The sequence below is a fragment of the Shewanella profunda genome, assembly GCF_023283765.1.
In the GTDB taxonomy this organism is placed as follows: domain Bacteria; phylum Pseudomonadota; class Gammaproteobacteria; order Enterobacterales; family Shewanellaceae; genus Shewanella; species Shewanella profunda.
The window spans coordinates 46339-60109 of sequence record NZ_JAKILG010000007.1 but is presented as its reverse complement, the minus strand read 5'-3'; the positions used below and the strand labels follow the sequence as shown (position 1 = coordinate 60109).

Sequence of the window (13771 nt, the reverse complement as noted above, 5' to 3'; positions counted from 1 at the left end):
TCAGGGAAGGGTCAGGCTTTCGTTGGGATCCGTGAGCACTGTGACCCCTTACCAATCCAATGTGTATTGGTTAGGGCATATGCATATCGGGCTATATCAGCCTAATGGCACGTCAGTTGATTTGGTTTCGCCGTGATCGGCATCGAGATCGACTGTCATCAACTGAAGCAACTCTCTGGTTGATGTAAAGTCGCGGTGTTTACCTGACACTAGGTTCTCCAAACGCCCACTGAATGATTCTGGTGTCGCATCGCGAGTCAGCTTTACGACATAAGTTCTGTTGATGGGATATTTGGAATCAGTTCTGAGGATCATCACATTTTGTCCTGTGGCATTGAGGTCTGCATCAGTGTAAGCACAGTCAAATCAATAGTTGTCAGGGAAAGGTGGCTTTTCGGTTGGATTACTCAGTGTCTTAGCAATATTACGAAGGGGGGATGGCGGTGCAGATCTTCTAAGAGGACTAGCTTACTCTGCACCAGAAGCCTTTAGCATGCAGCTGGGAATGTTAACGCATGGTTATAGCAATAGTATTGGCTATGCAGACACAGTTAATGTGAACATAGCCAATGTGATTCGTATTAAATCTGAATTATATTAGATGCTTGCTCAATTAGGCTTGTATACCCAGATTCACTATCATCACCTGATGCACGTAATTTTTGTACGAGCAAATCTAATTCAGATAAATCCTCTGCTGTATGGACACTACATTCGCAAAGTTTTGTGAGAGCAAGTAGCTCCAGCCAGACGGCACCTTGTCTTTGAGCTTCAGAAATGGCGTGACGCAACGACTCCGCTTCTGCATTAAGCTCGCCACGCATCTGCGCGATAGTGGCTTGGATTAACATTAACTGCGGCAGATAAATCCGCTCGCCATAGGTATTTACTATGTCGAGGGCTTGCTCTAGTTGCTGTTGAGCCGTCTGCCAATCCCCATTGATAATCAAAGCTTCTGCGGCATAACCAAGGGTTTCACTGCCACCAGAAATCATGCCAAGTGCCAAATTTTCATCATAGGCTTCACGGATACGACGGGCACCTTCCTGTGGTTTCCCGCAGCGGGCGTCTGCCCAGCCTAAGAACCAGCGACAGGCTGCTTTGCCCTGAGCAAGAGAATATTCCTCAACCAGTAATTGCATTTCTCTGGCCAGCGCACCAACCCGTGCAGTGTCTCCACGCCGGATACAACATAGGGTATCACACCAGATAGTGACCATTAGTGCGACAGGCTGGGCGTGGGCGCGGGCATAAGCCTGCTGCATGTGATTACTTGCCTCACTAAAGCGCCCTAACTGGGATAGCGCTAAACCCATCATTGTTTGTACTGTCACCTGAGGGTCAACAATATAACCGATCAGATTCTGTCCGTTTTGTGCACTTGCTTGTTCCAATGAAGGTAAGGCCTGTTCCAGTGCATCAAGAGCCCTACCATGCTGACCTTGGATCATCAGCACTTGTCCTTTGATCATACATGCGGCGATGACTAATAAAGGATTATGACCTGTGATAAAGAGTGCTTCAGTACGCTCCACGATAGCCAGTGCCTCAGCATACTCAGCTCGCAGATAGAGCAAAAAGCCTAATCCATACAGTGCAAGACCCGCCATCGGATGCTGTGGAAATTCGCTAAGCAACTCAACGGCATGCAGATAGGCATTCTTGGTTTCATCACCCGCGCCAAGTGTATGAAAAGCCGCGACGCCACGCAGGGTTGCTAGCGTGATTTCAAAGGCACAGCGTTCTTCACTTGCTGGCGTTCGGACAGCTAACTTCAAAGCCCGTTCAGTTAAACTCATACACTCAGCTGGACTTAAATGCAGCAAGGCCGTTTGTGCCGCTTCGGCATAATAATGCAAGGCTTTGAGTGGCACGCGGCCCAGATCAAAGTGGCTTGCAAGCTCTGTTGCTGCAATGGTCAGCCCTTTGGCTCGTTGTGCTTCAAGTGTAAGACCAATCTTATGGTGTAACTCTGCACGGGTAGATGCGGTAATGGTGTCATATAACCGCTGACGATACAGGGCATGACGAAACGCATAGGCATGTTCTGCTTTGTCGTCTTCATAAACTGGTTTTGCGGCTACCAACCATACCCGTTCGCGCACTAGCTCATCACAGAGATCAACGACCTGTAATTCATCCCAGCCAAGTACCAGTGAAAGTGTTTCAGTGCGAAGCTCTATTCCTGATACCGCTGCCGCGATAAGTAATTTGCGTCGCTCATCGGATAATCTAACTACATAATGATCAATCAGTGACCCAAGGCTCTCTGGTACAGTGGTGGTTGCCATGCAAACAGGATCAATCGCGCCAGATTGGGCAATCTTGTCCAGTACTTCATTAGCAATGGAAGCAACAAATAAAGGCACGCCGCTGGTACGCTCGTGTAAGGTTCGCACAAAGCCTTCGTTCGATAGCTCCAGTGGGCTGCGCGCCGCCATATATGCAGCCACTTCACTTTCTGAAAACGAGTCAAGCAGGATCTCATCCGACAAACCTGCAGGTCTTAACTCATGTCGAATGGTATTGAGCGGATGATCCAAGGCTATGACTTCGGTCAGCCGGAAGCTTGACAGCCACATGAAGCGATGGCGACTGCGTCTTCTGGCCATGTAATCAATCAGTTGAATAGTAGAGTGGTCAGCCCATTGTAAATCTTCGGTGATCAGCAATAGGGGATGGAGTTCTGTGTAGCGATCAACAAACTCTGCCATCTCCCGCAACATTCGTTGTGGATTGGCACCCACGAGTTCATGCAACAACGCCTCACGCTCCGCAGCGGTACTAAGCCATGGCAGTTGCAACAACCAAGTTGGAGCTACATCACGTAATAGAGAAGCCGCGGCCGGATCCCGCCGACAGAGGTCTGACAGCGCTTCAAGCACTGGCAGATAAGGTTCACCCGCGCCATGATGTTGTACACATTGACCGAAGGCACTGACGACATTTTTCAGTCCAGACACAAAATGTTCGATCAGTGTTGTTTTACCAATACCTGGCTCTCCGGCAACCCAGACAATAGCCTTGTTGCCTTGTAATGCGCGTTCCCACATATGATAAAGTTTATTTAGTTGCGCAGTCCGACCGATAAATAACGAAGGAGTAACGGCTTCGACCTCCAATTTATCCACACCAATCGTTACATGTCGACTATCAGTATCCACCTGCTTTGTAGGTACTGTGTTGTCATTTATCACAATAGTGGCAGCAATAAACCGGTAGCCTCGGCGTGATAGGGTCTCAATGTAACGAGGCTGACGCGAATCATCGCCAAGAGCACGGCGCACATCGCTTATAGCCCCTTTCAAAACAGAATCACTGACAAACCTATGCCCCCAGACTTCGTCTAGTAGGGCATGTTTGGATAATAAAGTCCCAGCCTGTCGTAGGAGAGCACACAATACTGCAAATGGGATAGGTGGTAACGCAACTGATTGTCCATTACTAATAAGTAAAGCATTGCGTTCATCGACTTCGAAATCTCCAAAGCGAACATGTAGTGGATTCTGGATCCCTCTTAATTCAGGCGGTTGCATTAACGAATTCGAATGTTATCAGAATGGAAAAAGTATGGTTAAGTATATTCATATTGGAGACCAACGACTAGGCGAAAGTTGGTTATGATCGAAATAAAGTGGTGTAAACCACAATATGTTTCAACGTAATAAAGAGTATTGATTTCAATTTGCATGGCTCAATGCGATCTATCTCCCTCAGCTGGAAGCTTGCCGTATGATTTTTAACCTTCAACATCTAGGGCATATTTAACGGTTTGAGATTAAATTTTGTTCGTTCTGGCATGGTGTGCTCGCGAAAAGCGAAGTTTAGTTAGCTTGAACTGCGGATTGTGTAATAAGAAGACAGTAAAAAAATACACATTATAAACAAGAAGGCGTTGTTCACTGCCATAGTCTTTATCAGCAATCACGGCATTAAGCTGCTTTCAGGCTTTGGTGGCGTAATATCGAGCTATTGATAAAGATCATTCTATGTCAGCAAGGTTAGCTAAGGATTTGAATTAGGGAATAAGCCAGAATGCCTTCGAGTATTTGTCTATGTTCAGGTTTGTTATAAACATGGTCTGTATTTTTTATTAAATGAAGTCGCTTTTCCCAACGAGCATCGATTAGCATAAGTCTTGGCATGGCTTGAGGTTATGGTTACTTTTGGCGAAGTAGATTATAGCGTCTTGCCGTACTGTCTAAAAATCATTCTCGAAAGATCTACAGACTTTAATTATTAATAATCTACCTTGTATACATAGTTCCCTATTTAACGAATAACTGAATAGGGTTGCCACTTATTATCGTTCATTTGTAAAGTAAATTGATGAATAACTCACCTTTATTAGGTGAGTTATATCTTATAAAACAATGACAGCTATAATTACAGCACCCAGCATATATAGACCGCCAGACAGTGAAATTGATTTTAGTGCGCTAAATTCCTCAACTTCCATTTTTTCTATGTCCGCTACATTGATGTATTTCCCCTGTCCGGATACAGCAAGATCTGTTGCGCTTTCAACCTTAAATTCAAAAACTTCACCAGAATGAGTAGTGACTCTCACGTTTTCGCCGACATAGCTTGATGTCGGCTTCTCATCAAGTTTGACTTCATTTAACGAAGAACAGCCTGATATTGTGAAACAAATAAATAATGTAGCAATGAGCTTATTCAAATCAACCTCCTTCCCTAGGGTTCGTAATATCCAAGATTTGTGTTTTGTACCAGTAGTATTAGACACTTTACTAAGCAGATGAAATAGTGACTCTAGTTTTAGCTTCCGGCAACAATCACCGCAAAAACAACACCAAAAAAAGCTGCTATCGATGCTCCAAGCCCAACGGTTTTTATAGGGCTAAAATCAACCACTTCCATTTCTTTTATATCTGTCGTTTTCACATTGATACTATCACCATAGATATCTAACGCTGTCGCACCTTCGACAGTAAACTCAAAAACTTCACCAGAATGAGTTGTAATAATAACATCCTCGCCAACGTACTTAGAAAGGGCAGCCTCATTTAATGGCACTTCATTTAACGAGGTACAACCACTCAAGAATGACATTATCAATACGATAAAAATAAATTTGTTCACAGCACAATCTCCTTACGGTTCATAGCAACCACTGTTTTTACCGTCAGCACCTACGCATGGATTAATCCATGCGCCGGTTGTATAAACAGGCTCATTGCCATAGGTAACCTTGTAATTCCCTGAAATATCGAACTCACTTTATTCATCATATAGTATGTTCGGTAGCGTCAACCAGTATAATATCTATGGTTATTTTCTGATATCCCAGTGAAACATATTGACCTAGGCAAAGCCAAGGTGAAAGCAAAAAAGCATCTGGCGGTAAGCAAATCAAGCAAGACTAACTGAGCTATTTAAAGAGTGGCAAGCCAGCGATAAGCTGCGAGCCTGCATTTAGTAAGTTCGACTGATGAGGCGCTGGAGATGTCGGGTGGGTAAATCATATGGTCAAAAACTGAAATGATTTTTAAGAGTTTACAAAGTGTAATTTATCCGCAGAAAAGGGAGACAACAGAGTAAGCAGAATTTTAGCTGTCGCCACTTTGTCGCCATCACAAACAAAAAGGGCTTAACCTTGCGGTTAAGCCCTTCTGGTAAAATTGGTGGAGGCGGCGGGACTTGAACCCGCGTCCAGAACACCTACATCCAAGGCACTACATGCTTAGTCTCTCTTTTAATTAACCCGAATAAACTCCGAAAGACAGGATTTCATCGGGCGAGTCCGGTACTATTTCGCGGTTCACCCCCGGACGGAGTTCCCTCGCTATCAAATGTAAGATGACCATCTGTATACACCGCCCATTTGAGAGACCTGTGTCAGATGGCTAGCTAGCCTAAGCTGCTAGAGCGTAGTTATCGTCGTTTGCAACTATAACTGTGCGGCTTTTTACGAGGCCAACCGCCCCTCGGCATGCTCCCAGGGTTTCGTGAATCCTGTCGAATCCAGAATCGCCCCCAAGAATTTGATTGTAACCTGTAGCTTAATGATCACCTAGCATCATTTACTTCAAGTTCAATCGTTTGTTCATTATCCGTGCGTTTTTTCTTTTTTCATCACGCGGGCTTTTTCCACTTCCCATTCACGCGCTTTAGTATCTTCGCGCTTATCGTGATCTTTCTTACCTTTACCTAGGCCAATTTCCACTTTCACCCATGCACCTTTGCGCCAGTACATAGAGATAGGAATAATGGAGTAGCCTTGGCGCTCGACTAAACCAGCCAGTTTATCTAGCTCTTTACGGCTGAGTAGCAGTTTTTTCAACCGCAGGGGATCGCAGACCACATGTGTTGATGCTGTATTCAAGGGAATAATGGTGCAGCCATGCATAAAGGCTTCACCATTTTTCAGAAATACGTAACAGTCGGACAAGTTGACCTTACCCATACGGATAGATTTCACTTCCCATCCCATGAGGGATAGACCAGCTTCCATTTTTTCTTCGAAACGGTATTCGAAGGTTGCGCGCTTATTACGTGCGATAGTCGCAGGCGCGGCTTTGCTTGATTTTTTCTTTACCATAGTGGCGCCATTATACGCACGGTGAATCAATTTGGAATTGATATAAGGGTTTATTTGACTTATTTCAACCCTCTATTATGTTACTGCTGTTTTTTTGAACGCACTAAGCGTCTTTTAGGACGATATTTTGTGTCTGCATAGGTTGTGATGGCTGCAAGCGGTGAGCAAGGGATGCGTTTTTTGTGTATCGTGATAAAATCCCGTGCAAATTTTGATTATTCCTCTAAGTTTTCTTAGATCGCGTGAATTCGTTTTATGAAGAGTGCCAAGCCTTATGCCACAAATTTCTCGAAGTGTGTTAGTCCGTTTTAGTGCTATGCAAATGTATGATTTAGTCAATGATGTCGAGTCATATAAAGAGTTTTTGCCCGGTTGTGTAGGCGGTAAAGTGTTAGAGTTTGATGGTAAAACCATGTTGGCCTCGGTTGATGTGAGTAAGGCTGGCATTCGCAAAACGTTTACGACCCGTAACCAAGTTATACCGGGGAAACGTATTGATTTAACGTTAGAAAATGGACCCTTTAAGCATTTGCTTGGACAGTGGCGTTTTACGGAATTAACTGAAGATGCCTGCAAGGTCGAATTCGATTTAAGCTTTGAGTTTTCAAGCTCGTTAGTCGATATGGCCTTTGGTAAAGTGTTTAATGATCTTATGATGTCAATGGTGACGGCATTTACGAGCCGGGCTAAGGTAATTTACAGTGGTAAATGAAGCAGATAAGTTTGTAGTTGATGTGGTTTATGCACTGCCTATGCAGCAAAAAGTCATTTCAGTGAGTGTTTATCCTGGCACTTCTGCAATTGAGGTGGTTCGCCAAAGTCAGATGGTGAGTTTTTTCCCTGAGATTGATTTAGATACGGTTAAATTAGGAGTGTTTAGCAATGTCGTTAAGCATGACCAAGTCATTTTACCGGGACAAAGAGTCGAGATTTACCGCCCTTTGATTGCCGATCCTAAGGATGTTCGCCGTCGCCGTGCCGATAAAGCCAAAGATGAAGGACGGGCAAATAAAGTGACGGGTGGACGGGCTTAGATTTGGATTTAGGACGGGTCATTTGAAACTAAAAAAGCGCCAATAGGCGCTTTTTATTTGATAAAGAGTTATCAATATTACTTTATCGGCTTCTTAACCTGAGGTTCTGCCGGGTTTTCTTTTACTAAAGGCTTTTCATCTGGACGTTGCACAGGGATAAGTGGATCTGTTTCAGCCACGGTTGCCATCGGTAATTTACTTTGCTCCAGTGGCGTATCAAATTCTTTGCTCAGCTCATAATCGCCATTCGCGGCGGTGAGTTTATCACCAGTAAAGTGCAGGATGAGTTCTTTATGAGTAATACTGGCATCACGTCCACTCTTGTAGTGATACACGTAGTACCAAGTATCATCGGCAAAGCTATCGCGCAACACAGGGCGGCCGAGGATGTATTCAACCTGCTCTTTGGTCATATCGATACGCAACTTTTCAACTTGCTGCGATTCCATATAGTTACCTTGCGGAATGTCGGGTTTATAAATCAACCAATCAAACACACTACAGGCACTGAGCGAAACAGAGAGCGCCACAGCGCTCAACAGGGTAAGACTTTGCTTTTTATTGATCATTGTATGCGCTACTTCTGAAAATCTGGCGGTCATAATACCCAAGCATTCCCCCTTATGACAAGGGCAATTGGGTTTTGCTACCGTTATAGATCGAATTGTGTGAGTTTTCGACCTAGGATGTGGGCGTTAGTTCTCACAATATTGAGATATTTACACTAAGAGCTCATATAAAGGGAATTTAGATCTCTGTGTAACTAAAATTAAAAGGTAAAAATGATGCTTTTTACTCTAAGTTTTTTTGAAAAAAATCTAGAATGTTACTTTAGTTGTCGTGATATGTGGCCTTGTTGTGTGAAAAAGATTAAAGTTGTGAAAATAGTTGTACTTTGATGATGTTAGCGTATTTTTATTTTCTTAGGGTTTGGTGTGCGCTTTAGTATAACTTGCCTTATATAAAAACTAATAATTAGCGTCTTAGTTAGGTTATAGTCTGATTATAAAAGAATTTATTCTCTATAAGCTGAAGTTGGGAGCGTCGGAATTTGGGAACTCTTGTCTGTGTGGGTACAGGTTTGCAGCTCGCTGGGCAAATTAGTGTCATTAGCCGCAGTTATATCGAGCATGCCGATGTAGTGTTTTCACTCCTACCCGATGGTTTTTCACAGCGCTGGCTGACGAAAATCAATCCGAACGTCATCAATTTGCAGCAGTTTTATGCGCAAGATGGTGAAGTTAAAAATCGCAGAGAAACCTACGAGCAAATGGTCTGTGCAATACTTGACGCTGTGAGATCGGGTAAAAAAACTGTCTGTGCGCTATATGGGCATCCTGGGGTATTTGCTTGCGTTTCTCACTTAGCAATAGCACGGGCAAGGGCGGAGGGATTTTCTGCAAAGATGGAAGCAGGAATATCGGCTGAGGCGTGTTTGTGGGCCGACTTAGGGATTGATCCCGGTAATTCAGGACACCAAAGCTTTGAGGCCAGTCAATTTATGTTCTTTAATCATACTCCCGACCCAACAACCCATTTGTTGTTATGGCAGATTGCCATTGCGGGTGAACATACTCTGACCGAGTTTCATACCACAAGTGCGCGATTGCAGATTTTAGTTGAACAGCTTAATCAATGGTATCCCAGGGATCATGAAGTCATTATCTATGAGGCTGCAAACTTACCCATACAATTACCTCGTATTGAGCGGTTACCTTTAGCCGATTTACCCTATGCCAATTTAACCCCCATCAGTACTTTGCTTATTCCACCAGCAAAAAAACTGGAGTACAACTATGCTATTTTGGCTCAGTTAGGGATCAATCCTGAAAATTTGGGCTAAATTGTAGTGTGGTATCGAGTCATTAATTAACAATAAGGGAAAAGTATGTCTACATTATCGGATTTTTTTACACAGTTAGGTCAAGATGCACAGTTGATGGAAGAATATCAACAAAACCCAGAAGCTGTGATGCGCGCTCATGGTTTGAGTGATGAAGAAATTGACGCAGTGATGTCGGGCGATTTGGACAAACTAAAAAGCCTGAGTGGCGATGAGAATTATCAAACATTTTTACTGGTCAATCACGGTAATAATTAACTCATCTTGAAGTCACTATTTTGCACCGCGTTAGCCATCCTAGCGTTGTTTTCTACACCTTCGATGGCTATTCCAGTGAATTATGATCAAGCACTTAATGAGCTTGATGCATTGTTGCAATCAGATCTTGCGACTGCGCAGAGTAAATTAGCAGAGTATGAAGAGGATATTGATAAGTTAACACCTGTCCAGCTGGGGAGGTTAAGAATTGGGCGTTCTATAAACTACATTTTTACAGGGGATTACGCTAAAGCTTTAGATGATTTGAATCAGGCTGAATCTTTAGTGAACACTTCTGAGCTGTTGTCATCTGTCTATAGCTATAAATCAACTGTTTACATTGGTATGAGGGACTATAATAAGGCACTATCCTCTATTTCCAAGGCACTTGATTTGATAATTCGTATCGATGATATCAGCATTAAACGTCATGCTTATCTTCGTATTGCAAACCTTTATTATCAAATGGATGCTCTAAATGATATGGGGATCTACGCCTATAAAGTATTGCAGCTAGCAAAGGCAGGCGATGTTAGGGATATTTGCCATGCAAAGGTTTTGTATGCAATTTATTTTCTAGGGATGAAAAAGCAAACAGAAGCCTTTGATGCTTTCGAAGATAGCCGTCAGTACTGTGAAATGAATCAATTTCCACTGTTAGCAACAATTTCCCTTAAAGGTAAAGGGCTAGCTCTGCAAGAACAAGGTGATTATCAGGCAGCGAGACCACTGTTATTAAATGCACTTAAAGGCTATGAAGCATTTAAGTTTCAGTTAGAAATCAGTCATGTCCATTCCTTACTCGCCCAAAATTACTTTGCTACAGGTGACAAGGTTCAAACCAAACACCACGCTATGAAAGTACTCTCTTTCCCCGATGATAATAGTTATGTTGAGCATAAGTATATTGCCTATAAAGTTTTTTCTGATCTGATGGCAGCAGATAAACAATTCGAGCAGGCCTACGAGTATTCCCAAAAAGAGCAGTATTATAATCAGCTTTTATTCGATGAATCCAAGATGAAAACACTCGCTTATCAAGCCGCAAAATTTAATACCGATGAGCAGACTCGAGAGATCAGTTTACTAAATAAGGAGCGAGAACTTTATATTGCCCAGCAGACTGTAAAGGAACGTGAATATACAAATATGCTGATGTTTATCACTATCCTCGTTGGTGGCCTATGTTTCCTTGGTATTTTGCTCGTCGTGGGGAGCTTACAAAAACGCAAGTTTATGCGCATGGCGAGAATGGATGCGTTAACTGGGGTGCTTAATCGCGGCGCGGGGCAAGAATTGGGTGAAAATCTATTTGTGCAAGCCATAGCCCGTGGTGGCGATTTTTGTGTGATCCTATTTGACTTAGATTTCTTTAAACGAATTAACGACTCCTTTGGTCATGGAACGGGTGATTGGGCACTTAAAAAGGTGGTTGAGGCCCTAAAATCCCATATTCGAAATGGGGATGTTTTTGCTCGTATTGGTGGCGAGGAGTTTGCGATTTTATTGCCCTATGCCAATGAAGATAAGGGAATGGAAGTGGCGGAGCAATGCCGAGCACGAATAGAAGCGATAGAGACTCATCACTCTGGACATCACTTTAGAATAACCGCCAGTTTTGGTGTGAGTGGGGTGATAGCGGATGATTTAAGTCTCGATCCTTTGTTACACCGCGCGGACATGGCTCTTTATGCGGCAAAATCTAATGGACGAAATACCGTCTATTGTTACTCTGATATACTAAAGTCAGATAAACAGGCCACCAGTTTGGGGAGTCATTTAGCCAGCATGTCGTAAGAGTTCTATCTGATGAGTAAAGATGGTGACCGACTCATTTTAGCTCAGATGTCTATATCAGCATCTCCTTCTCCTCCTTATGGTTATTGGTATTACACCGTTTCTTGTTTCGTTTATTTTTTTCTTTCTTAGTCTTAATTGCCTTGAACTTGTTAACAAATTAATAGGGTATGATTAGCGATAATTGCCAAACTCATGCCTGACTTAGGGCATGCGTTCTTATTTCGTATTTATATTTTTTGTTGGAGTTGTGATGGAAGCGTCGAGTTTACTCACTTCTGTGCTGCTATTTTTATTAGCGGCGGTCATTTTTGTGCCTTTGGGTAAACGTTTTGGTGCAGGTCCAATCCTGTCTTATCTTGCGGCTGGAGTCATTTTAGGTCCTGGCGGGATGGCGTTAGTTTCTGATCCTGCTGCGGTGTTGCATTTTGCTGAGCTTGGTGTTGTGCTGATGCTTTTTGTGCTCGGCCTTGAGCTTAATCCCAGTAAATTGTGGGAGCTTAGAAGTGCGATTTTTGGCTTAGGAACGGGTCAACTCTTACTCTCATGGACCGCTATTGGGGGATTAGCTTGGACCTTTGGCTTATCCGTCGAAGCGGCTTTAGTCGTTGGAGCTGCTTTATCTTTATCATCGACGGCTTTTGCCGTGCAGTTGATGAGTGAGCATCGATTATTAACAACACCATTGGGGCGTGATGCTTTTGGTGTCCTGCTAATGCAAGATCTTGCTGTAATCCCTATGCTGTTATTAACGGCTTACTTAGCACCTAATTCAGCACAAATTGAACATCATGCCGTGCCTTGGTATTGGACTTGTTTGGCCCTCGTGGGTTTTGTGTTGGTCGGCAAGTATTTACTTCCACGGATACTTAAATTGGTCGCAAGTAGTGGTGTACGGGAGGTGCTTACCGCCTTTGCACTATTGCTAGTGATGGGGAGTGCGCAATTAATGGAATGGTTGGGATTATCCGCGGGAATGGGCGCATTTTTAGCGGGTATTATGCTCGCCAACTCGAGCTATCGACACCAACTTGAAACCGACATTGAACCCTTTAAAGGATTATTACTGGGTCTCTTTTTTATGGCAGTAGGTATGAGTATGGACCTTACGCTATTTTTAACAGAACCACTGCTTATTCTATTGATTCTACTGAGTATGTTACTTATTAAAACATTTGTACTTATGTTGCTCGGTCGCTTACGCCATCATACGTGGCGCCCTAGTATTGCCCTTGGTTTGATTTTGGCTGAGGGCGGTGAGTTTGCCTTTGTGTTGCTATCGCAGGCTCAGATATCAGGGATTGTGGGTGACAAGATTGCACAAATATTGGTACTTGCGATTGGCTTATCTATGGCGATTACCCCAATGATATTCTCTTTATTTCGTGCAACTAAGGCCAAGGTGGTGGATACAAGGTTACCCGATACTATTAATGTCACCGAGTCTGAGGTGGTGATAGCTGGGTTTGGTCGTGTTGGGCAAATTACTGGCCGTATATTGGCGTCATCGGGTATTCCTTTTGTTGCATTGGATAAAGATGCAAGCCATGTTGATGTTATCCGCAAATACGGTGGGGAGGTCTATTTTGGCGATGCTAGACGTTTAGATATGTTGATGTCGGCGGGAATTGCTCGTTCACGGTTGTTATTACTTGCTGTTGACAATGTTGAGGATTCCATTGAAATTGCGCAGCAGGTTAAAACCCATTTTCCCCACGTTAATATTGTAGCTCGAGCTCGGGATCGTAACCATGCTTATCGTCTGATGAGTCTAGGGGTGACAGATGTGTTTCGTGAAACCTTTGGTTCTGCATTGTCCGCCAGTGAAAAAATTCTTCAAGGTCTTGGTTTATCACAGGTGCAAGCTAATGAACGGGTAAAGATTTTTGCAGAGCATGATAAAAAGCTGGTGATTGCTAGTGCAGCCCATCAAAACGATCTTGCTACCTTGATTGATTTATCCAATAAAGGTAAAGCTGAGTTGGAATCATTAATGCGTGGCGATAGGGAAAATGTCAGTTAATACAATATCCTAGTGACTAGTCCTGATATAGGTTGACACTTATTTCTGTTAAAACGCTCGATGCACCTCATCGGGCGTTTTGTATTTTAGGCTAAAATGTGGCCGATTTTTGTGATACAACGGATCCTACGTTTGTTAATGAACGTGTAGGGTTAAAAGCCTTTCCAAGGCCTGTATCATCACTGTAGTGGCATAGTGAATTTGGCCACCTAATAAGAAATGTTATGATCTCACTCATAACCCATTTAGGTGAC

Annotated in this window: 12 protein-coding genes, 1 other RNA gene and 1 pseudogene; 6 read left to right on the top strand and 8 right to left on the bottom strand. The window is 43.3% G+C overall.

Going from position 1 to position 13771, the window contains the following annotated elements:
• Nucleotides 1–96: 96 nt before the first annotated feature.
• The 7 genes and pseudogenes from L2744_RS05675 to smpB form a co-directional block, all read right to left on the bottom strand.
• Nucleotides 97–315, bottom strand: a complete 219-nt coding sequence (locus L2744_RS05675; RefSeq protein ID WP_248990989.1) for a hypothetical protein — start codon at nt 313–315, stop codon at nt 97–99.
• Between the two features lie 266 nt (nt 316–581).
• Nucleotides 582–3536, bottom strand: coding sequence for an AAA family ATPase (locus L2744_RS05670; protein ID WP_248990988.1), 2955 nt, complete (start codon nt 3534–3536; stop codon nt 582–584).
• Between the two features lie 495 nt (nt 3537–4031).
• Nucleotides 4032–4145: pseudogene (locus tag L2744_RS21720) on the bottom strand (IS5/IS1182 family transposase); the annotation flags it as partial.
• Between the two features lie 218 nt (nt 4146–4363).
• Nucleotides 4364–4681, bottom strand: coding sequence for a hypothetical protein (locus tag L2744_RS05660; protein ID WP_248990987.1), 318 nt, complete (start codon nt 4679–4681; stop codon nt 4364–4366).
• Nucleotides 4682–4779: 98 nt separating this feature from the next.
• Nucleotides 4780–5103, bottom strand: coding sequence for a hypothetical protein (locus L2744_RS05655; protein ID WP_248990986.1), 324 nt, complete (start codon nt 5101–5103; stop codon nt 4780–4782).
• Between the two features lie 540 nt (nt 5104–5643).
• Nucleotides 5644–5999, bottom strand: a transfer-messenger RNA (tmRNA) gene (gene ssrA, locus L2744_RS05650).
• A gap of 71 nt (nt 6000–6070) precedes the next feature.
• Nucleotides 6071–6562 (bottom strand): SsrA-binding protein SmpB, encoded by a 492-nt coding sequence (gene smpB, locus L2744_RS05645; protein WP_011790147.1) that lies wholly within the window; start codon nt 6560–6562, stop codon nt 6071–6073.
• Between the two features lie 274 nt (nt 6563–6836).
• Here smpB and L2744_RS05640 point away from each other — a divergent pair, with 274 nt between their 5' ends.
• Both L2744_RS05640 and L2744_RS05635 read left to right on the top strand, forming a co-directional pair.
• Entirely contained in the window at nt 6837–7274 is a 438-nt protein-coding gene (locus L2744_RS05640; RefSeq protein ID WP_248990985.1) for a type II toxin-antitoxin system RatA family toxin, read from the top strand.
• A complete protein-coding gene (locus L2744_RS05635) occupies nt 7264–7596 on the top strand; it encodes an RnfH family protein (RefSeq protein WP_248990984.1) in 333 nt (110 codons plus the stop codon). Before L2744_RS05640 ends, L2744_RS05635 begins: the two co-directional genes overlap by 11 nt.
• A gap of 77 nt (nt 7597–7673) precedes the next feature.
• Here the strand turns inward: L2744_RS05635 and L2744_RS05630 are convergent, their stop codons facing one another.
• Entirely contained in the window at nt 7674–8198 is a 525-nt protein-coding gene (locus tag L2744_RS05630) for an outer membrane protein assembly factor BamE (protein ID WP_376711936.1), read from the bottom strand.
• Nucleotides 8199–8647: 449 nt separating this feature from the next.
• On the opposite strand from L2744_RS05630, the gene L2744_RS05625 reads away from it, so the two are divergent.
• The 4 genes from L2744_RS05625 to L2744_RS05610 all read left to right on the top strand — a co-directional run bounded on the left by L2744_RS05625 (nt 8648) and on the right by L2744_RS05610 (nt 13517).
• A complete protein-coding gene (locus L2744_RS05625) occupies nt 8648–9439 on the top strand; it encodes an SAM-dependent methyltransferase (RefSeq protein ID WP_248990983.1) in 792 nt (263 codons plus the stop codon).
• Nucleotides 9440–9484: 45 nt separating this feature from the next.
• Complete coding sequence (locus tag L2744_RS05620; protein ID WP_248990982.1) at nt 9485–9697, top strand: hypothetical protein; 213 nt, start codon at nt 9485–9487, stop codon at nt 9695–9697.
• A gap of 63 nt (nt 9698–9760) precedes the next feature.
• Nucleotides 9761–11494, top strand: coding sequence for a tetratricopeptide repeat-containing diguanylate cyclase (locus L2744_RS05615; RefSeq protein WP_248991056.1), 1734 nt, complete (start codon nt 9761–9763; stop codon nt 11492–11494).
• Between the two features lie 253 nt (nt 11495–11747).
• Nucleotides 11748–13517: a monovalent cation:proton antiporter-2 (CPA2) family protein gene (locus tag L2744_RS05610; protein WP_248990981.1), complete on the top strand. Its 1770-nt coding sequence runs from the start codon at nt 11748–11750 to the stop codon at nt 13515–13517.
• The last annotated feature ends 254 nt before the right edge of the window (nt 13518–13771 follow it).